This window comes from Clostridioides sp. ZZV15-6383, assembly GCF_020657735.1.
In the GTDB taxonomy this organism is placed as follows: Bacteria; Bacillota; Clostridia; order Peptostreptococcales; family Peptostreptococcaceae; genus Clostridioides; species Clostridioides difficile_D.
The window spans coordinates 1-23,235 of sequence record NZ_JAGWCV010000054.1 but is presented as its reverse complement, the minus strand read 5'-3'; the positions used below and the strand labels follow the sequence as shown (position 1 = coordinate 23,235).

Here is a 23,235-nt window from a genome sequence, read left to right as displayed (position 1 = left end):
ATTATATTTATATGAGGGAAGTGACATAAAAAATATATTATTTATACAAAAAATAGAACGAAATTTTGTTTTATATAAGTATATTTTGTAAATTGCATCTCTATTTATAGTTTTACAAATAATAATGCTATTAAAAAAATCTGACAAAAAAATTTTCAAAAGAATTAAATCTAAAAAGAATAGGAGATAAAGATGAGTATTGAAGATTTATATGGTTTTGAATGTGTTCCTGTGAACAATGAGATTGATATTGATGATTTATTTGAAAAGATGTTAGAAGATGGAAAAGAAAAAGAATAAACACCAATTATAGTTATTGATGAAAAAGTAGGACTACTAAGAGAAAATATCGATATGATTACTAAAGAGTATGGTTCTCTTGAAAATTACAGAGACTATTGCTTAAAAAAGTACAATGAAATTGATGTAAACAAATTTTTTGATTTTAGAAAGTGTGAGATTTCAGATTTACTAAAAGAGTTAATGGGTTCAGAAGATACTTTTTATGATTATAAGCACTTTAGACCAATTATGAATATAGATATATTTCATGAATATAACAAAGTTTACATAGCCAAAGTTCCAACAATTAAACCATATGAAGTATTTGCATATATACCTATTGGTGGATTTAATGATTGTCCTAGTGATGAAGAACATATAGCTATTGCAAAATATTGGTATGAAAAATATGGAGTCTTTCCAATTGCAATTGGATGTGATACAGTTCAATATTCTGCAAAAAATCTAATTGAAGATAGTAAAGCCTTTGATGACTTATGTATTGAATTAGTATTATATTGTGAAGATATTTACAGGGATATGAAACATTAAAAGCTCTTAAAGACGTATTACAACGCTCCACAATATGGATTTTTTGGTGGGATTGATACAAATGTATGTAAGCTATAAGTATTAATTTTAAGATTTTAGAAAATTTATATGATAGTGTCTTTTTTTGTAGTTTACAATTGTATTGATAGAAAATGATTATGTTAAAATAAACTCGTGAATTTAGCCATGAGGATGAGCCATTTCCATTTCATGGCTTTTAAACATATTACTATGTTACACTATGTTTTTATATACAGTGTAGTACAGTAATGTGTTTAAATTGTAGAGATTAAAAAAATACTTTGGTATTATAATTAATGTATTTAAAGATAATTCTAATTTATAAAATAAATACTCTATATGTTATAATCATTAAGAATGTAAAAAATAATATGTAGTTTTATAGTTCATATTTTTCTTATATATGGAGGTAGGTTTTGTGAAAGAAAAAGAAAAATTAGATAAATTAAAAGAAAAATTAATTGAATTAAGTAGTATTGTAGTCGCTTATTCTGGAGGAGTAGATAGTAATTTCTTACTTAAGGTGGCAAAAGATACATTAGGGGAAAATGTTATAGCTGTAACTATTCATGCGATGATGCATTCAAGTAGAGAAATTGAAGAAGCTAAACAATATACTCAAAATTTTGGTGTTAAACATATTATATTAAATATAGAAAACTTTGATTTAAAAGAATTTAAAGAAAATGGCGTTGATAGATGTTACCATTGTAAAAAATATATATTTTCTAAAATAAAAGAGGTAGCAAAGGAACATAATATAAAATACATAGTAGATGGAACAAATATAGATGATTTAGGAGATTATAGGCCTGGGCTTAAAGCATTGAGTGAACTAGGAGTAATTAGTCCATTAAAAGAAAGTGGTTTGAAAAAAGATGAAATTAGGTCACTTTCAAAAAGCTTGGGATTAAAGACTTTCAATAAACCATCATTTGCATGCCTTGCAAGTAGAATCCCTTATGGAGTTGAAATAACCGATGAAAATTTAAGGATAGTAGAAAAGAGTGAAGAATATTTGTCCGATTTAGGCTTTTCTCAATTTAGAGTGAGAATGCATGGAGATATAGCTAGAATAGAAGTTGGTCAGGAAGAATTAGGGAAATTTTTTGAAAATAACAATTTTAATAAAGTTGATACTAAATTAAAAATATTTGGCTTTAAATATGTTACACTAGATATGTCAGGATATAAAATGGGAAGTATGAATTTAAATATGTAGATTATTTTAAAAATAAACAAGTTTTATAGTTAATATAAGGAAACAGGAGGTTTTATGAAAAATTATACATTAATATCGCCATGTTTTTTTGGGATGGAAAAAATGCTGGCTAGAGAGATTACTAATTTAGGATACGAAATAATAAAAACAGAAGATGGAAGAATAACATATAAAACTGATGAGTTTGGAATAGCAAAATCAAATATGTGGTTAAGATGTGCTGAAAGAGTACATCTTAAAATTGCTGAATTTGAGGCAAAAAGCTTTGATGAATTATTTGAAAATACAAAAAGAATAAACTGGTCTAGGTATATACCTTATGGAGCTCAATTTCCTATATCAAAAGCTTCTTCTATAAAATCAAAATTATACAGTACACCAGATGTACAAGCTATAGTAAAAAAGGCTATAGTAGAAAGCTTAAAGAAAAGTTATTTGGAAGATGGTTTGCTTAAGGAAGATAAGGAGAAATACCCTATCTTTGTATTTATACACAAAGATAAAGTAACTATTTCTATAGATACAACTGGAGATGCTTTGCATAAGAGAGGATATAGAGAAAAAGCAAATAAAGCTCCAATAAGAGAGACTTTAGCTGCTGGACTTATTTATTTAACCCCATGGAAAGCAGGTAGAATTTTAGTGGACCCTATGTGTGGTTCTGGTACTATATTGATTGAAGCTGTTATGATTGGAATAAATATGGCACCTGGTTTAAATAGAGAATTTATATCGGAAAAATGGAGAGTTCTTGATAAAAAAATCTGGTGGGATGTAAGAAAAGATGCTTTTAATAAGATAGATAATGAATCTAAATTTAAGGTTTATGGATATGATATAGATGCAGAATGTATAGATATAGCTCGAGAAAATGCTGAAATAGCAGGTGTAGATGAATATATAGAGTTTAATGTAGGAGATGCGACTCAATTCAAAAGTGAAGATGAGTTTGGATTTATAATTACTAATCCTCCTTATGGAGAAAGATTAGAAGATAAAGATAGTGTTAAACAATTGTATAAAGATCTTGGTTATACATTTAGAAAATTAAAAAATTGGTCATATTATTTGATAACATCTTATGAAGATTTTGAGTATGAGTTTGGGCAAAAAGCAGATAAAAAAAGAAAATTGTATAATGGTATGTTAAAAACTAACTTTTTCCAATATCCAGGTCCTAAGCCTCCTAGAAATAATAAATAGGTTTTATAGTATTTATTGATAAAGAATATAAAGTTTTATTAAAATAAGTAAAACATTATGACGACTTGAAACGTCTAATTATTGTGAGGAGATTTTTGTGAGCAAAATTCAAGATTAATAGGATTAGGAGGAGTTAAATGAAAGTATTAAAGCTTATTACTGTAGTAGCCTTAATGATGTTATTTGTTACTGGATGTAATGTGAAAACTGAATCTCCAGAACAATTAGCAAGAATACCTGACTCTGATAGTACAAAAAAAGTATTGTATGATGGTATTGACCAGTTACTAAAACCAGATTCATCTATGATATTGCCTTCTAATACAAAAGAAGTAGGAAAAATAAATAAGGTAGATTTAAACAGCGATGGAGTTGATGAATTAGTAGTATTTGAGCAAAAAGAAGATTTAAGTAATAATGTGAGTCAGGTAGGGTTTGTAACCCTGAGTTATAATGGAGAAAAATACGTACTTGGAGACCATTTTCTAGAAAATGGTGAATCAATAGAATATGCTAATTTTTATGATTTGGATTCAGATGGATATAAGGAAGTTATCTTATTGATTAAATCCAAAGATAGAACGAATATGCATATATATAAAGTAATAGATAATAAAATAACAAAAATATATGACTTGGATGCATCTTGGCTTCAAAACAAAGAAGATTTTAATGACATGAAAGTAAAAATTGGATATATAGATGAAGATGACAAGTTGGACATATTGATGCTTTATTTGAATAATAAGACTAATGAAATGTTTGCAAGTGTTGCAAATTTTGATGGGAGTATGAAAATCAAGGATTATGTTAAATTTGAAAATGTAAAAAATTTAAGTGAATTATATATAACATTGGGTAATGTTGCTTCATCTATTGGAAATTCCTCTGCAGCTATAAAAGGTATTGTACTTGATATACCTATATTGAAAGATAATAACTATATTACACAGATACTTTATATGAAAGATGGAAAAATTAAAAAAGCTTTTAGCGATTATGATAAAACCATTACTAAATCTTATTACATACCTGTAGATGATATTGACAAAGATAAGATTATAGAAATACCTATAGTAACAGGTAATAATAGAAATACTTATAGTTCTAAGGCATCTGCAAATATAAGTTGGTATAGATGGAATGGAAAAGAAGGTAATAGCTCAAGTTTAATATTTACAAGTCAGATATATTATAATTATAAATATAATTTTAAATTATTCATTCCAAATAATTTATTTGATAAAATACTTGTTGAACAAGAATTTGTTGGAGAAAAAGCAGTATTCAAATTTTATTATTTTGACTATTCAGACCGTAAGAATTTATTTAATATAGTAGTAGAGAGTAAAAACAAACTTGAAGATAGAAAAAATGTAAATACTCAGAATTCTATTGTACTTCAAGAGAGCGATGAATATACTTTTTTACTAGTTATAAATGATGCGAAGGAAATGGACAATTTAGATATTACTATAGACGCATTAAAAGAATATTTCTCATTAATATATGGTTAATATTATACTCAATTGGAGGTTTTATTTTATGAAGGAAAAGATACTTATACTAGAAGATGAAATTGGTATTAGAAGTTTTGTCAGTATAAACTTAAAAAGGGAAGGTTATGAGATAGTTGAGGCAGGTACTGGAAGAGAAGCTATAGAAAAAATGACAACAGAAAATGACATTACGATAGCTCTTTTAGATGTGATGCTTCCAGATATAAGTGGAATAGAAGTATGCAAATTTATAAGGGAGAATTTTGACCAAGTAGGTATAATAATGCTTACTGCTAAAGCTCAAGAGGATGATAAAATAGAAGGATTTATTTCAGGAGCAGACGATTATATTATAAAACCATTTAGTATAAAAGAGCTTTTAGTTAGGGTTTCTGCCCTTATTAGAAGGGTAGCAAAAGATGATTCAAGTGTTAAATCAAGCGAAATAGTATCCCCGCCATTTATACTTGATATAGATAAAAGAAAATTGTTTAAGAATGGGAAGGAAATTGAACTTACTCCAACTGAATTTTCAATAGTGAAATACTTGATATCAAATGCTAAGCAGTCGTTAAGTAGAGACCAGATATTAGACGAAGTATGGGGAACTAATTATTTATATGATTTTAAAATAGTAGATGTAAATATAAGAAGGATAAGAAATAAAATAGAAGATGACCCATCAAAACCAAAATATATACAAACTATTTGGGGTTATGGATACTGTTTTAGAAAGGAAGAATAATAGTGTTACATTTTGAAGGTCTGAGAAAAAAAGTAATAAAAAACTATTTTATAATAATTATTATAATGGTTACTCTGTTTGAAGGATTGTTCATGTTTTATATACAAAACTATTATTACGATTCTGTCAAACAACTACTTGAATCTGAAATAAAATATGCTGATGAATATAATGCTATTACAATGGAAACTACAAGTTTTGAGAAAAAAGTAAAAAATATATTTGATAAACAGCCCTTAACTAAGAATTCAGAATTTGGAATTTCAATAATAGATAAGGATAAAAATATTATATTAGACCAATATGGTTTTAAAAGTAAAGAAAAAGCAAATTATGAAGATGTTAACAATGCACTAAAAGATATAAAAACCAAAAACTTAACACCATATACCTATAGAATACCAGATACAGGAGAGCATGTTATGAGTATCTCCTTGCCACTTAAAGTAAATAATATAATAGAAGGTGTTGTTAGATATACAGTTTCATTAGATGCTATTGATAATGCAATACTAAAACAAGCTACATGGCTTATATTGGCAGGAATATTTATACTTATCATAGCTATACTAATAAGTCTTAAATTTGCTGAAACCCTTATAAAACCATTACGAGAGTTAAAGAAATTTGCAAATGAATTGGCTGTAGGAAACTATAATATAAAATTAGAAAAGATGAAGATTGTAGATGATGAAATTGGTGATTTAGCACAGACATTTGAACATATGGCACATGAGATTGATAAGAGTGAAAAATTAAAAGAAGAATTTATATCCTCTGTATCTCATGAACTAAGGACACCTCTTACATCTATAAAAGGATGGAGTGAAACTTTAGGCTATGAAAGTATAACAAGAGAAGAGTTAGACTTAGGTCTAGGTATCATACAAGATGAAACAGAAAGGCTTATAAAACTAGTTGAAGAATTATTGGATTTTTCAAGACTTTCTTCTGATAGGATAAAGCTTCATGTTGATATAGTTGATATTGAAGGTTTGATTGTAGGTGTTGTAAATCAGCTTAAAGTTAAAGCTGCTGAAAAAGATATATCACTTTTATTTGAATTTGAAAATGAACTTATAGAGAACATTCAAGGAGATAAGAATAGATTAAGACAAGTTCTTATAAATTTAATACAAAATTCATTTAAATTTACTAGCCAAGGTGGTTACATAAAAATAGTAGCTTCTCAAGATGAAGATATAACAACCATATCAGTTGAGGATAATGGTTCAGGTATAGAAAAGCAAAATCTAAATAAAGTGTTAGATAAATTCTTCCAAGAAGATTACAATAAGGCTGGTAGTGGATTAGGATTAGCAATTAGTAATGAAATTGTAAAACTTCATGGAGGAAGAATGAAAATAGAAAGTGAAAAGAATGTTGGAACAAAAATAACTTTTAATATAAAAAATAAGTTTGCTAAACAAGCATAAATTCTTAGAAAGAGGATTAATATGAGAAACATAAAAATGATAGTAGCATATGATGGATCAAGATATAAAGGGTATCAAAAATTAGGTGACAATAATATGACTATACAAGAAAAACTTGAAAATGTCTTAAGTAAAATGACTGACGAAACAGTTGAGATAATTGGTTCTGGAAGAACTGATATGGGAGCTCATGCTAGAGGACAAGTGATAAATTTTAGAACTAATTGTATGGATTCAGTGGATAAAATTCAAAAATATTTATATGAATATTTACCAGAAGATATAGTTGTAAAAACTGTTGAAGAAGTTGACGAAAGATTCCACTCAAGATACAATGTAAAATCAAAGACTTATATGTATAGAATTGACAATAATAAATATCACAATCCTTTTATAAGAAGATATGCTACTCACATAAGTAAAAAATTAGATTTAGATAGAATGAGAAAAGCAAGTGAATATTTAGTAGGAGAACATGATTTTACTAGTTTTGCTTCTTCTAAGTCTAAGAAAAAATCAAATGTAAGAGAAATTTATTCAATAAATATAAAAGAAGACGATAATGTCATAGAAATATATATAGAAGGAAATGGATTTTTGTATAACATGGTAAGAATAATAGTAGGTGCTTTGATAGATGTAGGTCTTAAAAGAAAAGCTCCACAAGATATTAAGTATATGCTTGAATCAAAGGACAGAAGCCAATCATCAGAAACTGCACCAGCTAAAGGGCTATGTCTTTGGAAAGTAAGATATTAGTCAATTGTATAAAAATCTTTTTAAAATAAAAATAAAGTAAATTATATAGTTGACATAAATGGAAAAATAAACTATTATATATTTTATAAGAGAGTTATGGAAAATTTTATATTTAAATCCTGTGAGAAAGAGAGTAACTTTTATGTGTTTTATAGAGAGCTGAGGATGGTGGAAGCTTAGCAAATAAGTATTAGTGAAAAGAACTTTGGAGGATACTAATTGAATTTAGTATGTTAGTAGGTAATCTCGCCTTAAGAGAAAGAGTGGATAGGTTTATCTTATCAATTAGAGTGGTAACGCGGATATATTTCGTCTCTTGGTTTTTCCAAGAGGCGTTTTTTAATATATTTAATTACTAATGTTTACTTAGTATGTTGAACATTTAATAATTGATTAGCTAAGTTTATCAATAAGAGTGGTACCGCGGATATTTCGCCTCTTAGTATTTTAAAATACTGAGAGGTTTTTTTAGTATTAAAATGCTTTTATGTGAATTTAAATTCTCAAAGTCATTCAATATTAAAAATTTCTATTAAATAAAAAATTAAAATCATAAATTAAGATTGGGAGGAATTAAAAATGAAGGAAAAAGTAGTATTAGCATATTCAGGAGGACTTGATACATCAATCATAATACCTTGGTTAAAGGAAAATTATGAAGATATAGATGTTATAGCTGTTTGTGGAAATGTAGGTCAAGAAGATAAAATGGAAGATGTTTATGAAAAAGCTCTACAAAGTGGAGCATCAAAGGTATATGTGGATGATATAAGTGAAGAATTTGTAACTGAAACTATATTTAAAGCTGTAAAAGCAGAAGCAAAATATGAAGGAAAATACTTGTTAGGAACTTCTTTAGCAAGACCTATAATAGCTAAAAAATTAGTTGAAGTTGCTCATAAAGAAGGTGCAAAATATATCTGTCATGGATGTACAGGAAAAGGTAATGACCAAGTTAGATTTGAAGCTACAATTGCTGCTCTTGACCCAACTATAAAAGTTATTGCACCTTGGAGAATATGGGATATAAAATCAAGAGAAGATGCTATAGATTATGCTGAAAAACACAATATAAAGGTAACAGCAACTAAAACTAAAATATATTCAGTAGATGCTAATCTTTGGCATGTGTCAACAGAAGGTGGGGATATAGAACATCTAGAAAATGAACATAAAAAAGATGTTTACAAACAATGTGTAGACCCAGAAGATGCATGTGATGTAGCTGAATATGTAGAAGTTTACTTTGAAAAAGGTGTACCTAAAAAGATAAATGGTGAAGAATTATCTCCAGTTGCATTGATTCAAAAGTTAAATGAGTTGGGTTGTAAACATGGAATTGGTGTTATAGATATAGTTGAGAATAGACTTGTTGGTATGAAATCAAGAGGAATATATGAAACTCCAGGAGGAACAATCCTTTATGAAACACATAATATTTTAGAAAGTGCTACTTTAGACAAAGATACATTACATTTCAAACAAATGGTATCTTATAAATATGGAGAACTTATTTATAATGGATTATGGTACTGCAAATTAAGAGAATCTATAGATGCATTTATGGAGCAAACTCAAGATAATGTTACAGGAACAGTAAAAGTTAAACTTTACAAAGGGAATATAAAACCTGCTGGAATATTTACTGAAAATGCTCTTTATGATGAAGGAATATCTTCTTTTGGAAATAGTGAACTTTATGACCATAAAGATGCAGAAGGATTTATTAATTTATTTACTTTACCACTAAAAACCAGAGCTATGAAAGCTGGAAAATAATAAAATAAATTATTTAAGAGTGTATAAAAACGATTTGTAAGTTTTTATATGCTCTTTTTTTATTTGAATTTATTAAATTATACAGTAAATAGTATAACAAAATATATTATAGTCTCAAATGGCTTAATATGTGAAAATATAAGGCCTAAAATATAAATTTTATAAATACAATAGTTATTGACTCTCTCATTGTAGGAGGGTTTATACTGAATCTAATGAAAATTTATAGTGAGGAGATAGATTATATGAGAAAAATAATTGAAGTTAAACATCATTCACATGATTATGAGTGTATGTGGAATGGTATAGAAGATTTATATATAAATAAAACAGGTGAATGTCTTCCAAATGATTTTTTCTTTTTATTATCAGGTTTTGGCTCATTTTGTTATATGAAAACAAATAAAGCAGAGTTAAAAAGAATGGTAGCTTTGGGAGATGGAAGGACAAAAAAGATGTATGAATTTTTAGCACCAATTGTCGGTTTTGAATACAAACATCATGAGTTTAAAAAATATGAGCAAGCATTAAAGAAAGCAAAATCTGAAATTGATGGTGGATATCCAGTTATTTTAGGTGCTTTAGATATGTATTATCTACCATATTATAAAAAGCTATATCATAAAGAACACATTCCCTTTCATTATATATTAATGGTAGGATATGATGATGAAAGAATATATCTGTATGATTGTGGGAGAACAGAATTATTATATCTTTCTTATGATAAATTACGTGAAAGTATGAATTGCAATTACCCCGGATTAAGCAAAGAAAATACTATTTGCACAATAAGAATGAATACTTCAAAGAATAAATATAACATTGCTAGAGAAGCCATTGCTATAAAGCGTGATATGTTTTTAAATCCTCCTAAAGGATTTTTGGGATATAAAGGTTTTGAAAAATTTATTAAAGAGTTACCACAGTGGAAAACTGAATTAGAGAAAGATGATTATGATAAGATTTTGACCAATATGGTTATGTTTTTTGGCACAGTACCAACAATTCCAAATGCAATCAAAGGAATTAAAGAACCAGATACTGTTCAATTTAAAGGTGGATTTGATAAAATGAGTAGAATGCTTAACAGTATTGGGGAGGAATATAAAAATGACTCTTTTATACAAGCAGCTGTGATTTTTGATAAAGGTGCTATTATAATTGAGAAAATATCCGATATTATAATAGATTATTTAACTCAAAAATGTGATGATACAGAGCAACTTCCGTTACTGTTCTCTGAGGTTTTAAAGCATATGAAAACAGGATACTTAATGTTGGATGTATAAAAATATATTATTGACCCTAACATTACGTAATAGTGTAATATGAAAATATACCTTGAATATATTAGTTTTTAAGATTTATTTTGATAATAATAGTTTACAAGTAAAAAAATAATAATTATTGAAACTTTGGAGGCAAAAAATCTGTAAGGTTTATAAAAGCATAAAAATAAGGATATAGATTAATTCCATCTATATCCTTATTTAAAGTTATTAAAATATATAGTTTACATCAAACTTAACACTTTCAACGATGTTTCCCAAATATGTTTTTATACCTTCAACTTCTTCTAGAGATTTTAATTTATTTTCAGTATAAATTGCTTTATCGAGAATATTAAACTTTAGTCCTATTTCATCAAAGTACTCGTGATTTAAAACTTTGTACCAATGATTTTTTTCTTTATTCCATCTTGTAGATATAGAATCAGCTTCTTTTTGAGCTTTTTCCCAGTCTTCATTTTCTATAGATTTTTCTAAAACAGATATATTGTCTTTATATTCATCTGTAAAATCATATAGTTTATTGTTAATGTAAAATCCAAATAATACAAATAAGATAGTCCATAGTATAACAAATGTTGCAGATTTCAATATTAATCACCCTTTTTATTTTGAATAAATATTTTGTCATTTTCATCTAAAACACATATAAGAACATCTTTAAAAGTTTCTATGTGATTAGACTTTAAAATACCCATCAACCAATTAGTATCCTTTTCAGCTATGTCTAGATTTTTATTTATTATTCTACCATCCAATATAAGTGGAATTGGTAAATGATTAAAAGCTTTTGGAGGAGTACTATTATAAGTTGATGCTGGAACAACACTTAGATTACCATCAGTTTCCAAAATAGCATATTGTACATCTTTTAAATTGAAGTAACCCTGAACTCTAAGTTGTTCCAATAACTCATCTATAGTAATCCTTTCTTTTTTTAATTCTTTATATACAATTTTCCCCTTATCTATTAGTACAGAAGGTTTACCTGATAAAAATGAGCTTAATTTTCTGCTTTTTAAGGATAAAAATGAAATTAGAGTCTGCATAATTACAAGCCCAGTTATTGCTGCAACGCCATTTATAATTGGTATATTATTGTTTTCCATTGGAACTGATGCAACTTCTGCAATTAAAAGTGTTATAACTAAATCAAAACAATTCATTTCAGCTATTTCACCTTTTCCCATGACTCTAAGTGCAATTAGCACTGTTATGTATAATATAATACTTCTTATTAACACCACTGTCATATCTATCAATTACTCCTTTAAAAAATATTTATACTTAGTTAGTATGTCCTGTATAAAAATTTTAATTCAAGGTATAAAAAATACCTTAAATAATTGAATTCAACTATTTAAGGTATTCTTGATAACTTTAATATTAAATTTTTTATAGATTTCCTATTATTCTTATTTATTTTAACAACAGATTCAACAAAATTCTTTTTATCTCCTAATTTTAAAATAAAATCAGGATATTCTTCAAATTCATTAAGCTTTATTAATTTGAAAGAAGAAGATAGATTTTTAAAACTAATAATTTTAGAGTTATTTACTAATACACTTCTTTTTTTAAAATAAATTTCTTTTTTACTTATATTTAGTATGTTTAATATTTGTTTAAGATATATTATTATATCTTCTGGAGTTTTATCAAGTTTAAGTTCAAAATTTTCATCTTCAAAGTAGGGTATATAATATAAAGGGGTTTTGAGAGGAGGTAATTTATTATATAATTCTTCAAGAATATTGATATCTTTAGGGGAGTTAAGGTAAAAACATTTACATACATTCATTAAATCTACAGCATCTGAAAGTGAGTTATGTTTAATATCTCCTTCTATAGAAAAAATTTTTTTCATATTCAGTAAAGATAGTTGCCTAGATAAGATTCTATTATTATATGTAATATGTTGAGATATAAAAGGCTGAATGTCAATCATCATATTAAATAACTCTAAGCATTTACCTGTATATCTATATACTCTAAACGAAGTTAGAAGACCAGCTATATCAAAATCACCCCAATTATATATTGTAATATCATCAAATTTACAAAACCATCTATAAAAATCATCCATAACATATAAAAGATTAGGAGCATTATTAATATCTAATTGGCTCAATTTAGTTAGTTTTTTACATTTGTTTGAAAGTATCCCATTGTATCTTGGTTTAACTAAAGAGTAATAGGTGTCTATTATATTAAATTCATTATCAACTAAAACTCCACCAATAGAGATTAATTCAGCTCCATTATATTCTTTTGGTTTATTTTTATTATCATCTAATATATTAAATTCAAAGTCTATAAATAACTTGTATTTCATAAATTTAAAGCACATCCTCAGGTATATTATTTAGTCTAAGCATCATAAGAATCAATAGATATAATGACTCTAAACATCAAAGGCTCATTACAACTTTTGTTTATTTCATAATTTAATTCAAATAAATCTTTTAAGATATAATTTATAAGTATTCTTTCCCAACCAATTTTTAAATTAACTTTAGAATCTAGTAATATATTTTCTATTTTTTTAAATATTTCTATATTTGATGGTATTATACTGAGTTCAATATTACTTTTAAATGGGTTAGACTGTAAATCAGTTATAAGTATATTTTTTAACTCTTCTGTAAGCTCGGAAATTAAACTATCACCTATATATTCTTTAATTATTTCCTCTCTAATATCTCTTAAGTTTAGCAATATTATTACCTGCTACTTACATTGTATTATGAAAAGTGTAGTAAAAATTCAAGTAAATTTTCTATAACACTTAAAATAGTAGCTTTTCCTTTCCTTTTAATTTTTAATATGATTTTGTATAATTAATACGTAAAAAGCTATTAATATTAGTATATAAAAATGATAGATTATTATTTGCCGATTCCTCTTTCTGATAATTTTTCTAACATATCTTTAGTCATTTTGTCTAAGTCATAATTAAATTTAAAGTTCCATTCACTTACTGCACTACTACTATCTAGAGAGTTGGGCCAAGAGTCAGCTATGCTTTGTCTTACAGGGTCTACATCATATTCTATTACAAAATCAGGAATATATTTTTTTATAGAAGCAGCTATTTCTTCAGGAGCAAAACTCATAGCAGTAATATTAAAAGCATTTCTATGGATAAGTTTATCAGCTGGGGCTTCGATTAAATCTACTATTGATTGAAGTGCATCAGGCATATACATCATATCCATCTTTGTACCTTCTGCTATGTAAGATTTATATCTCTTATTTTTTAATGCTTCATAATATATATCAACTGCATAATCTGTAGTTCCTCCACCAGGAGGTGTAACATAAGAAATAAGACCTGGGAATCTAACACCTCTAGTATCCACTCCAAATTTTGAATGATAATAATCACATAGTAACTCTCCAGAAACTTTAGTTACACCATACATAGTATTAGGTCTTTGTAATGTATCTTGAGGAGTCATATTTTTGGGAGAATTTTCACCAAAGGCAGCAATTGAGCTAGGTGTAAAAAATTTACAATTTAATTCTCTAGCCACTTCGAGACCATTTATTAATCCATTCATATTTAAATTCCAAGCTTCTAGGGGTTTGCTTTCAGCAACTGCAGAAAGTAGAGAAGCTAGGTGAATTATAGTATCTACATCATATTTTTTGGCAATTTCGAAAAAACGATTTTTATCTGTAACATCTAATATTTCAAATATGCCAGATTCACATACTGGATTCCCTTCTTTTGTTCTCCTTGAACTAGCAATTACATTTTTTTCTCCATATTCATTTCTAAGTTTTATTGTTAATTCTGAACCTATTTGTCCTAGTGCACCTGTTATAAGTATTTTTTTCAATTTGACGACCTCCTTAGGGTTCAATTTATGTAATACTGCTTATTTTTATTTTAGCAAATCTTTTGTTTAAATACAAAGAATTAAAGATAATAATATATGACTTGATTCAATGAAGTGTAGTAAATACCTAAAAATTTAAAGCTAATGTAATGGTCTATTATATAACAATAAGAGACTAGATTAAATTATTATGTATAGATATAGATTGTGTGACTAAGTCACAGAAACTATAATTAATTTAATATATAATAAAATCATATAAAATAAAATTTGAAAGGAAGTATAAAAATAACAAGACCATCAATGTATCATAGCCAAGGATACACTTGTGCAGATGCATTAATAAAATCTTATAATGAGGAACACAATACAGATATACCAATCTCAATAGGAAGTGGTATGGGGGTTGGAATGACTGTTGGAAGTGTTTGTGGAGCTATAAATGCTGCTGTTGTTATAATAGGGTATTTAAATGGACGAAATAGTAATTTAGATGAAAATATAGCAAGGAAGTATTCAAGAGAGTTAATGAATAGAGTAAGGAATAAATACAGTTCAGAAATATGTGCATCTCTTAAAAAAAATAAAGTAACTTGTGAAGAAATAATAAATTTCACATATGATGCTCTAAATGATATGCTAGAAAATCAAAAATAATTCCAAGAAACAAGTATTTTATATTTGATATAATACTTGTTTTTTTATAAAATTTTCAACACATATTAATTTGTTATAATTTTTAAATCAATTTTATTGTATTTTAATTGAAGTAATCTGCTTTTAAAATTAATAAGCAATTATTATAAAATTTTATCATTTCAACAATAAAAAAGAAGCTTATCTCTATTTTGAGATAGCCTCTTTTATGATAGATGATTCTTTAATTATCATTAACTAAAATTTTTTACATATATTAATGTTAATAATTAATATATTTATTGTTAGCATAAAGCTCCACCTGTAAGGTGTAAAGGAGCATCAAGTATATCTTCTTTTCTTTCTAAAACTTCATCTGATAAAAGCATTTCTATAAACTCATTAACACCAATTCTGTCAATAGTTATTCCAAAACGTTCACCTGTATTGCCTTGTTCTCTAAATAAAAGAATTGCTTTTTCAATTAAAGTCATAAGCTCATCTTTTGAAAATAATCTATCAATCTGTGTTCCAGGACGAACAGATTTTCCCCATTTTCCTCCTATATACACTTTATAACCAGATTCTTTTTCTTCAATACTATCAAAATTACAACTATCTATACATTTACCACAATTGTTACATATATTACTGTCTATTTCAAGTTTCCCTTTATCTGTTAATTTAGCTGCTTTAACAGGACAGACTTCTACAACAGCACATTTTTTACAACCAACACAAAGTTCAGAATCGTAATCAGGTATACGTTGACCAACAATTCCAAGATCGTTTAAGTCAGGTTTAATACAATTGTTAGGACATCCTCCAACACCAATTTTAAATTTATGAGGTAGTTTTACATCATACCAGTTTTTATAAAATTCTTGGTGTATTTCAGAAGCAAGTGCTTGTGTGTCAGCTAGACCATGAACACAAACAGTACCTTTACAAGCTACAACAGGACGAACTCTTGAGCCAGTTCCACCTGTTATTAGATTTTCACTAGCGATAAACTCACTTAAAGCTTCAATATCCTCAAACTTTACGCCAGGTAATTCTACTGTTAGTCTAGTAGTAAATGCTAACTGACCATTTCCAAATTTTTCAGCAGCTTCTGCAATTTTTTTTGCTTGTGATGCATTTATTACACCATTTACAGTTATTATACGTGCTGCAAAATGTTCTCCATCTCTGCTTGGTAGAAAACCTCTACCTTTCACTTCCTTTTTTTGTTCTGCTGTAATATTACTCATATTTACTCCTCCATTACCTTAAGATTTGGATAAAATAGTATTCCACCTTCAAGAACTTTCGTATTTGTATAGCCAAAGCGTCTTAAGCGATTTTGGGCCATATAGCTATTTTTACCTTTTGCACATATAAGAAGAATTTTTTCATCTTTAGCAAGGCCTTCAATTTTTCCATTAATTTCACCAACAGGAAGATAACGTAAACTAGGAATAGAAGGAGCTTTTGAAACATCAAGTTTAGTCCAACTGTCAAAGTCTTCGATTTCATCAAGTAAAACACTATCAAGCTCTCCATTAAGTTTATTCTGTAAAACATTTACTGCTACTACAAAAGGATGAATAGCAGTTGAAAAAGGTGGTGCATATGCAAGGTCCATACTTTCTAATGAATAAAGGTCAGCTCCTAAAGTTATTGCAGTAGCAGCTATATCTACTATTTTATCGACCGCTCCAGGTCCCATAACTTGAACACCTAATAATTTTCTAGTATTTTTTTCAGCAACCATTCTTATAATAAAATTAGAAGCACCTGGATAATAGTGAGCTTTATCATCAGTAGCTATGGTTACAGAACAAACATTATAACCTTCTTTTTCAGCTATTTCTTTGCTTAGACCTGTTTTTCCTACATTGAGTTCAGGTAATTTTACTACTGTTGTTCCAAGGACACCATTGTAAGTTTTAGATTTTCCAGATATATTTTGTGCACAAATTCTACCTTCATGATTTGCAGATGACCCCATAGGTGACCATGTAGGTTTATTTGTTAAAGAATTTTTTACAAAAGCACAATCTCCAACTACATATATATCTTTATCGTTTGTAAGCAGATATTCATCTGCAATAAGTGTGTTATTAGGAGCAAATTCCAAACCTGTGTCTTTTAGAAAACCTGTGTTAGGACGAATTCCAACTGACATAACTACTAAATCTGTTTTAATAACTCTATTTTTAGTACGAAGTTTTTCAACTTTATTTTCACCTTCAATACCTACAACTTGGTCTCCTGTAAAAATCATTATACCTTTATCAGCCATATGATTTTCAACATATTCAGCAAAATCAGTATCAAATCCAGGCATAACATGTTCAGCCATATCAATAACACTTACACGTATACCCATTGCAGAAAGGTTTTCAGCAATTTCAAGACCAATGAAACCTCCACCAATAACAACAGCTCTCTTAATGCCATCTTCAATAGAATCTCTTAGTTTTATAGCATCACTTGGAGTACGCATGAAGAATACTCCAGATAAGTCAATACCAGGTATTGGTGGTTTTATTGGGTCTGCTCCTGTGGCAATTACAAGTTTATCATAGCTTAAATCTTCTTCTTCTCCTGTTGAAATCGTTTTCAAAATTACTTGTTTTGCATTTCTATCAACAGATGTAACTTCAACTCCACAGCGAACTTCTGCTCCTGTTAGTTTCGAAAAACTTTCAGGGGTATTCACGATTAAAGATGATTTATCTTCAATGACCTTACCAACGTAATATGGAAGACCACAACCTGCATAAGAAATATCATCACCTTTATTTAGTATTGTAACAGAACAATTGTCACCCATTTCACGTTTTATTTTTGCAGCAGTTTTTGTTCCAGCAGCAACTCCACCTATAATTAATACTTTCACAATATATCACACTCCCATCTACTTTATAACTCTATGATAAAATTATACTTCTTGACAATGTATTTGTAAAATACTAAAATATTAATAAAATCATAAGTATTTACTAATGTTTGCTAAGGTTGTGATAATATGACAATTCGTAGTCTTGAGATATTTGTTAAGGTTGCTGAATGTGGTAAAATGAGTGAAGTAGCAAGAAATATGTACATTACTCAATCATCAGTTAGCCAAGCTATTTCAGAAATAGAAAAGGAGTATGGTGTTAAGTTATTTGATAGAATTTCAAAAAAACTATATTTAACTGAGGCAGGAAAAAAACTTCTTGGATATGGGAGGCATCTTTTAGCTATAAATGAAGAAATGGATGACTGTATGAAGCATTGTGCAAAAAACATTCGCATAAGAGTCGGAGCAACAGTAACTGTTGGTACATGTGTAATAAGCCCAATAATATTAGAATTATATAAGGTAAATCCTCTAATAGAGCCTGAAGTATTTGTAGAAGATACAAGATTGATTGCAAAAAAACTACTTAATAGTGAATTAGACATTGCAATTGTAGAAGGGAAGATTAAGCATCCAGATATTGTTACAAAAAGCATTATTAATGACCATCTTGTACTTATATGTTCAACTAAGCATAAATTCTACAAAAGAGACTCTATAAAAGTTTCAGAACTTTCAAACCAGCCATTGATTATGCGTGAATTAGGAAGTGGTACCAGAGCACAATTAGAAAATCAATTAAAAGAATTGAAAATACCAATGAATATTAGATGGTCATGTTATAATTCTGAGGCTATATTGAGAGCAGTTGTAGATAATTTTGGTATTGCAGTTATATCTGAATTACTTATTGAGGACTATTTAAAAAAGCATCTTTTATGGGCTTGTGATATTGAAGGTATTAACTTACATAGAACATTTGATGTTGCATATCATAAAAGCAAATTTTTTACAGAAAATATTTCATCATTTTTTGATATTTCAGTAGAATATGGAAAAAAACAAGCGAGAAAAAAGAGTAGAAGAGTAAATAATTTATAAGATATCTAAGTAAAAAGGCTTGTCTCAAAATAGAGATAAGTCTCTTTTTTATTGTTGAAATGATTAAGATATATTTGATTTCATATAAAAAAGAGTGCCTCATGAACTAAAAAGTTTATTTTGAGACACCCCTTTACATTAACCTATATTAACACCAAAATTTCCACATAATCCTGCAAGGCCATCTTCAAAGCCAGATCCTAAAGCATTGAATTTCCATTCCCCATTATGTCTATATAGTTCTGCAACTACTATTGCTGTTTCTATGCTAAAATCTTCACCCAATTCATATTTAATAAGTTCTTCATTAGTTTCTTCATTATATATTCTTATATATGAATTTTCAACTTGTCCAAAATTTTGTCTTCTTGTAATGGCTTCATTTATAGTAACACTAAATGATATTTTAGCAATGTTTTGTGGTATTTTAGTCAAGTCTACATTTATTTGTTCATCATCACCATCACCAACACCTGTTCTATTATCACCCATATATTCAACTGCTCCAGAAGCATGTTTTAAATTATTATAAAATATAAAATCTCCATCATTTGTTACTTTACCATCAGCTCCAGTTAAAAATGCAGAAGCATCTAAATCGAAATCAAAACCACCATCATATTTATTAATATCCCATCCTAGTCCTACTATTACTTTTTTTAGACCAGGATTAGTTTTTGTTAAACTTACTTTTTGTCCTTTTGCTAAAGTTATACCCACTTAAACCAACTCCTTGTTATAAATTTTTTTATAGTAATTATTATTTATATGTATTAATTAATTCACGAAGTTCTTCATTTTGACCAAGTCCCAAAGCATTAAATTTCCATTCTTCATTTCTACGATAAATTTCCCCTGCCAAAACTGTCACTTTACCAGAGAAGTCTTCTTGAAGATTATACTTAAATAATTCTTGGTCAGAATTTGAATCAACTAGTCTTATAAAAGAATTATTCATTTGACTAAAATCTTGGTCTCTTTTTTTAGCTTTATATATAGAAACTCCAAAAATTATCTTATGTACATATTCAGGCATATCATTTAAATTAACTATTATTTGCTCATCATCACCTTCGCCCCTTCCAGTTAAGTTGTCTCCAGTATGTATAATAGCTTTAGAAGGGTGTTTAAGATTACCAAAATAAACTAAGTCGACTCTAGAGTTCATTTTATCTTGGTTAGTCAATGCTATTGCAAATGCATCTAGGTCATAATTTTTTTTACCTAGTTTATTAATATCCCATCCTAATCCCACAACTAAATTTTTTACAGGATTATTGTCTTTTACTAAGCTAACTCTTTGTCCTTTTTGTAAACTAACACTCATTTTAAGTTCTCCTTTTTATATTTTTAGTTTTATTGGTAGTGCTAAGCATAAGAATCATGTTAGCTATATTATATATGTATTTAGACCGATTTGGCTATATTTATAAATTATTTATTATATAATTACATGAATATTTTATAATTTAAACATGTTACCATTATATGGTTTAAATTATTTTGTGGTGTTATAATATTTAAATTTGTATTTGATTCTTATAAAGTGAAGTGGATAATATAAAGAGACAGTAATTTTAAAATTTTTAAAGTTACTATTTAAATGAGAGTAAAGCTAGAAAGACTTATATAAAATAATAATTAATACAGTTAATTGTTTGTATCAAAAAAGCAAGTATGATGTAACATATAAAAAGTTAGATTTATATATGTTAATTATACTTGCTTTTTGTTTTGTAGTTACTCTATTTTTTTAAATCCATTACCTAAAGCTTCATGTATATCTGTAATTATAATGAATGCATTAGGGTCGACACTTTTTACTAATTTTTTTAATTCGACAACTTCTTTCTTTTCAACTACTACTAAAAGCACATTCTTATTTTCTCCAGTATATGCACCTTCACCTTTTAGAATAGTTGCACCTCTGTCTAAATCTTCCATTATTTTTTTACTTATATCTTTTGAAAGGTCGGATATAATAGTGAATGATTTTGAATAATTAAATCCTTCAATAAGCAAGTCACTAACTTTTACTAAAATGTATAAAGCAACAGTTGAATAAAGTGCAATCTCAACCTGTCTATTTACTATACCTGATAGAACTACTACAACGCAGTCAACAATACCCATTAAAACAGGTATACTAAATGTAGGAAAATATTTATTTAGTAGGAGTGCCATTAAATCAGTTCCACCTGTAGAGCCATTTATTCTAAAAATAAGACCTTGACCAACTCCCATTAAAATAGAACCAGATATAATTGCAAGATACATATCATTTGTTATATCTAATGTAGCCATATTTGCAGTAAGCTTAAGTGCTATGGTAAGAAAAATTATTCCTAAAACTGTTTTAAAACAATCTTTTTTTGAAAGTATTTTGTAAGCAAATATGAATAATGGAATATTTAAAAGTAAATTGACAATCCAAAGTTCTACACCAAATAATGAATTTAAAACAACTCCAAGCCCTGTTATACCACCAGCAGCAATTGCATGTGGATTAAAAAATAAGTTAAGAGAAATTGCCATTAATATACAGCCTATAATTAATATTAAAATTTCTGAAAAAGTTATTCTATCTTTTTTCAATAACATCACTCCTTATATATAGATTATAATATATATTATATAGTTTTTCCAATTTTTAATAAAAGAAATAAAAATATATTATAAAAATAATTTGATTGGAATTTTCAGAAAATTAATGTTATAATTAAAAATAAATTTAAAGGGAGGTTATAAAATGGCTAAGTTAACTCTAGAGCATATAAAAGGAAATACATATTATATTCCACTTCCTACAATAGTAGGGTATATGTATATGCTAATAATGCAATTTTAATTGACAGTGGAAACAATAAGGATACAGCTAGACAAGTTCTAAGACTATTAGAAGAACACAATTTAAATCTTAAATTAATAATAAACACTCATTCAAATGCAGACCATATAGGAGGAAATGCTTATCTTAAGAATCAAACAAAATGCAAGATTGCCACGACTAAAATGGAAGGATATTTTACAGAAAACCCAATATTAGAATCAGCATTTTTATATGGTGGTTATCCAAGTAAAGCACTGAAGAATAAATTTCTATTAGCAAAGGAAAGTAAAGTTGATTATATTATACCTTCAAATGGCAAAATTGTAGATACAGAGCTTGAAGCGATTTCTCTTCCAGGTCATTATTTTGAAATGATTGGTATTAGAACTCCAGATAATGTTTTGTTTGTTGCAGATAGTCTTACACCAGAGAATATAATTACTAAATATCATTTTTTCTTCTTATTAGATATAGATTCACAATTTAAGACACTAGAAAAATTGAGAATGTTAGAGGCGGATTTCTTTGTTCCAAGTCACTCTGTAAAAACTACAGATATAAAAAATTTGATTGATATTAATAAGAAGAAGATGGAAGAAATAATAGATAATATTAAAAAGGTTTGTTGTGAGCCAATTATGATTGATGAAGTTATTGAAAAAATGTGTGATTTGTACGATGTCACGCTTGATGCTAATCAATATGTATTAGTTGGAAGTACAATACGTTCTTATATAACTTATTTATATGAAAATAATATGGTTGAATACATATTTGATGGTGGTAAGATGATGATAAAAACTGTATAATAGTCAAAATTTTCAAATTATATAATGAAACTATTTTAGTTATGATTATTATTAAAAAAATAATATAAAAATAAACTTTATATAAATAAGGCAAAACAATTGATATAAAGTTACTGATAATTTGTTTTAGGAAATGGACATCCAATTATCGAAGTCAAAAATAATGGCATAAAATACAGTTCATGTTTGCATATATTATAATTTTCAAAAGTTGTCTAGGGGTTACTCTATTTCCTCTAATTCGAGAATAAGTCTTATATAATCTTTCTAAATTCATCTCCTCAATAATTTGACTTAATAACCTTACAGAATCATCTTTTGGAATCATGTAATCAATATTTAGTGGTAATTTAAATTGATAATTATCACCATAAGTAGTATAATCAATTTG

22 protein-coding genes, 1 pseudogene and 1 other annotated feature are annotated in these 23,235 nt (G+C 27.4%); of the genes and pseudogenes, 12 read left to right on the top strand and 11 right to left on the bottom strand.

What is annotated here, in order from left to right; all coding sequences use genetic code 11:
- Positions 1 to 354 precede the first annotated feature (354 nt).
- The 9 genes from KGF42_RS15680 (at position 355) to KGF42_RS15640 (ending at position 10,790) form a co-directional block, all read left to right on the top strand.
- A complete protein-coding gene (locus KGF42_RS15680; RefSeq protein ID WP_227826644.1) occupies positions 355 to 834 on the top strand; it encodes a DUF4253 domain-containing protein in 480 nt (159 codons plus the stop codon).
- 424 nt (positions 835 to 1,258) lie between these two features.
- On the top strand, positions 1,259 to 2,077 hold the full coding sequence (larE, locus tag KGF42_RS15675; protein WP_227826643.1) for an ATP-dependent sacrificial sulfur transferase LarE: 819 nt from the start codon (positions 1,259 to 1,261) through the stop codon (positions 2,075 to 2,077).
- 54 nt (positions 2,078 to 2,131) lie between these two features.
- A complete protein-coding gene (locus KGF42_RS15670; protein ID WP_227826642.1) occupies positions 2,132 to 3,280 on the top strand; it encodes a THUMP domain-containing class I SAM-dependent RNA methyltransferase in 1,149 nt (382 codons plus the stop codon).
- Between the two features lie 137 nt (positions 3,281 to 3,417).
- Positions 3,418 to 4,797: a hypothetical protein gene (locus KGF42_RS15665; protein WP_227822660.1), complete on the top strand. Its 1,380-nt coding sequence runs from the start codon at positions 3,418 to 3,420 to the stop codon at positions 4,795 to 4,797.
- 28 nt (positions 4,798 to 4,825) lie between these two features.
- Positions 4,826 to 5,524 carry a cell wall metabolism DNA-binding response regulator WalR gene (gene walR / locus KGF42_RS15660; RefSeq protein ID WP_009905583.1) on the top strand — a complete coding sequence of 233 codons (699 nt, stop codon included), beginning with the start codon at positions 4,826 to 4,828 and terminating at the stop codon, positions 5,522 to 5,524.
- Positions 5,525 to 5,526: 2 nt separating this feature from the next.
- Entirely contained in the window at positions 5,527 to 6,960 is a 1,434-nt protein-coding gene (walK, locus tag KGF42_RS15655; protein WP_227822659.1) for a cell wall metabolism sensor histidine kinase WalK, read from the top strand.
- 21 nt (positions 6,961 to 6,981) lie between these two features.
- Entirely contained in the window at positions 6,982 to 7,719 is a 738-nt protein-coding gene (gene truA / locus KGF42_RS15650; RefSeq protein ID WP_227822658.1) for a tRNA pseudouridine(38-40) synthase TruA, read from the top strand.
- Positions 7,720 to 7,831: 112 nt separating this feature from the next.
- Positions 7,832 to 8,039: a binding site (T-box leader), on the top strand.
- A 259-nt stretch (positions 8,040 to 8,298) separates the two neighbouring features.
- Positions 8,299 to 9,498 carry an argininosuccinate synthase gene (locus tag KGF42_RS15645; protein WP_227826641.1) on the top strand — a complete coding sequence of 400 codons (1,200 nt, stop codon included), beginning with the start codon at positions 8,299 to 8,301 and terminating at the stop codon, positions 9,496 to 9,498.
- Positions 9,499 to 9,743: 245 nt separating this feature from the next.
- Positions 9,744 to 10,790, top strand: coding sequence for a BtrH N-terminal domain-containing protein (locus tag KGF42_RS15640; protein ID WP_054273780.1), 1,047 nt, complete (start codon positions 9,744 to 9,746; stop codon positions 10,788 to 10,790).
- A gap of 210 nt (positions 10,791 to 11,000) precedes the next feature.
- On the opposite strand, the gene KGF42_RS15635 is transcribed toward KGF42_RS15640, so the two are convergent.
- From KGF42_RS15635 to KGF42_RS15615, 5 genes are all read right to left on the bottom strand, one after another.
- Positions 11,001 to 11,381: a DUF4363 family protein gene (locus KGF42_RS15635; RefSeq protein WP_227823462.1), complete on the bottom strand. Its 381-nt coding sequence runs from the start codon at positions 11,379 to 11,381 to the stop codon at positions 11,001 to 11,003.
- 2 nt (positions 11,382 to 11,383) lie between these two features.
- The gene (locus tag KGF42_RS15630; RefSeq protein WP_107595295.1) at positions 11,384 to 12,043 is read right to left on the bottom strand and encodes a DUF421 domain-containing protein; all 660 of its coding nucleotides are present in this window, start codon (positions 12,041 to 12,043) and stop codon (positions 11,384 to 11,386) included.
- A gap of 107 nt (positions 12,044 to 12,150) precedes the next feature.
- On the bottom strand, positions 12,151 to 13,125 hold the full coding sequence (locus tag KGF42_RS15625) for a 3'-5' exonuclease (protein WP_227826640.1): 975 nt from the start codon (positions 13,123 to 13,125) through the stop codon (positions 12,151 to 12,153).
- Positions 13,126 to 13,160: 35 nt separating this feature from the next.
- Positions 13,161 to 13,508 (bottom strand): hypothetical protein, encoded by a 348-nt coding sequence (locus tag KGF42_RS15620; protein WP_227823463.1) that lies wholly within the window; start codon positions 13,506 to 13,508, stop codon positions 13,161 to 13,163.
- A gap of 170 nt (positions 13,509 to 13,678) precedes the next feature.
- Positions 13,679 to 14,635 (bottom strand): L-threonine 3-dehydrogenase, encoded by a 957-nt coding sequence (locus KGF42_RS15615; protein WP_107595297.1) that lies wholly within the window; start codon positions 14,633 to 14,635, stop codon positions 13,679 to 13,681.
- 270 nt (positions 14,636 to 14,905) lie between these two features.
- Between KGF42_RS15615 and KGF42_RS15610 the strand changes: the two genes are divergently transcribed.
- Entirely contained in the window at positions 14,906 to 15,292 is a 387-nt protein-coding gene (locus KGF42_RS15610) for a C-GCAxxG-C-C family (seleno)protein (RefSeq protein WP_413927033.1), read from the top strand.
- Between the two features lie 284 nt (positions 15,293 to 15,576).
- On the opposite strand, the gene KGF42_RS15605 is transcribed toward KGF42_RS15610, so the two are convergent.
- On the bottom strand, positions 15,577 to 16,524 hold the full coding sequence (locus KGF42_RS15605; RefSeq protein WP_227826639.1) for a 4Fe-4S dicluster domain-containing protein: 948 nt from the start codon (positions 16,522 to 16,524) through the stop codon (positions 15,577 to 15,579).
- A 2-nt stretch (positions 16,525 to 16,526) separates the two neighbouring features.
- Positions 16,527 to 18,158 carry an FAD-dependent oxidoreductase gene (locus KGF42_RS15600; protein WP_227826638.1) on the bottom strand — a complete coding sequence of 544 codons (1,632 nt, stop codon included), beginning with the start codon at positions 18,156 to 18,158 and terminating at the stop codon, positions 16,527 to 16,529.
- Positions 18,159 to 18,287: 129 nt separating this feature from the next.
- Here KGF42_RS15600 and KGF42_RS15595 point away from each other — a divergent pair, with 129 nt between their 5' ends.
- Positions 18,288 to 19,205: a LysR family transcriptional regulator gene (locus KGF42_RS15595; protein WP_227822054.1), complete on the top strand. Its 918-nt coding sequence runs from the start codon at positions 18,288 to 18,290 to the stop codon at positions 19,203 to 19,205.
- 138 nt (positions 19,206 to 19,343) lie between these two features.
- Here KGF42_RS15595 and KGF42_RS15590 read toward each other — a convergent pair whose 3' ends face one another.
- The 3 genes from KGF42_RS15590 to KGF42_RS15580 all read right to left on the bottom strand — a co-directional run bounded on the left by KGF42_RS15590 (position 19,344) and on the right by KGF42_RS15580 (position 21,806).
- On the bottom strand, positions 19,344 to 19,925 hold the full coding sequence (locus KGF42_RS15590) for a TerD family protein (protein ID WP_054273791.1): 582 nt from the start codon (positions 19,923 to 19,925) through the stop codon (positions 19,344 to 19,346).
- A gap of 40 nt (positions 19,926 to 19,965) precedes the next feature.
- A complete protein-coding gene (locus tag KGF42_RS15585; protein ID WP_227826637.1) occupies positions 19,966 to 20,532 on the bottom strand; it encodes a TerD family protein in 567 nt (188 codons plus the stop codon).
- Between the two features lie 413 nt (positions 20,533 to 20,945).
- Positions 20,946 to 21,806, bottom strand: coding sequence for a YitT family protein (locus tag KGF42_RS15580; RefSeq protein ID WP_227826636.1), 861 nt, complete (start codon positions 21,804 to 21,806; stop codon positions 20,946 to 20,948).
- Between the two features lie 240 nt (positions 21,807 to 22,046).
- On the opposite strand from KGF42_RS15580, the gene KGF42_RS15575 reads away from it, so the two are divergent.
- Positions 22,047 to 22,844, top strand: a complete 798-nt coding sequence (locus KGF42_RS15575; protein WP_227826645.1) for an MBL fold metallo-hydrolase — start codon at positions 22,047 to 22,049, stop codon at positions 22,842 to 22,844.
- A gap of 154 nt (positions 22,845 to 22,998) precedes the next feature.
- Here KGF42_RS15575 and KGF42_RS15570 read toward each other — a convergent pair.
- Positions 22,999 to 23,235: pseudogene (locus KGF42_RS15570) on the bottom strand (hypothetical protein); the annotation flags it as partial.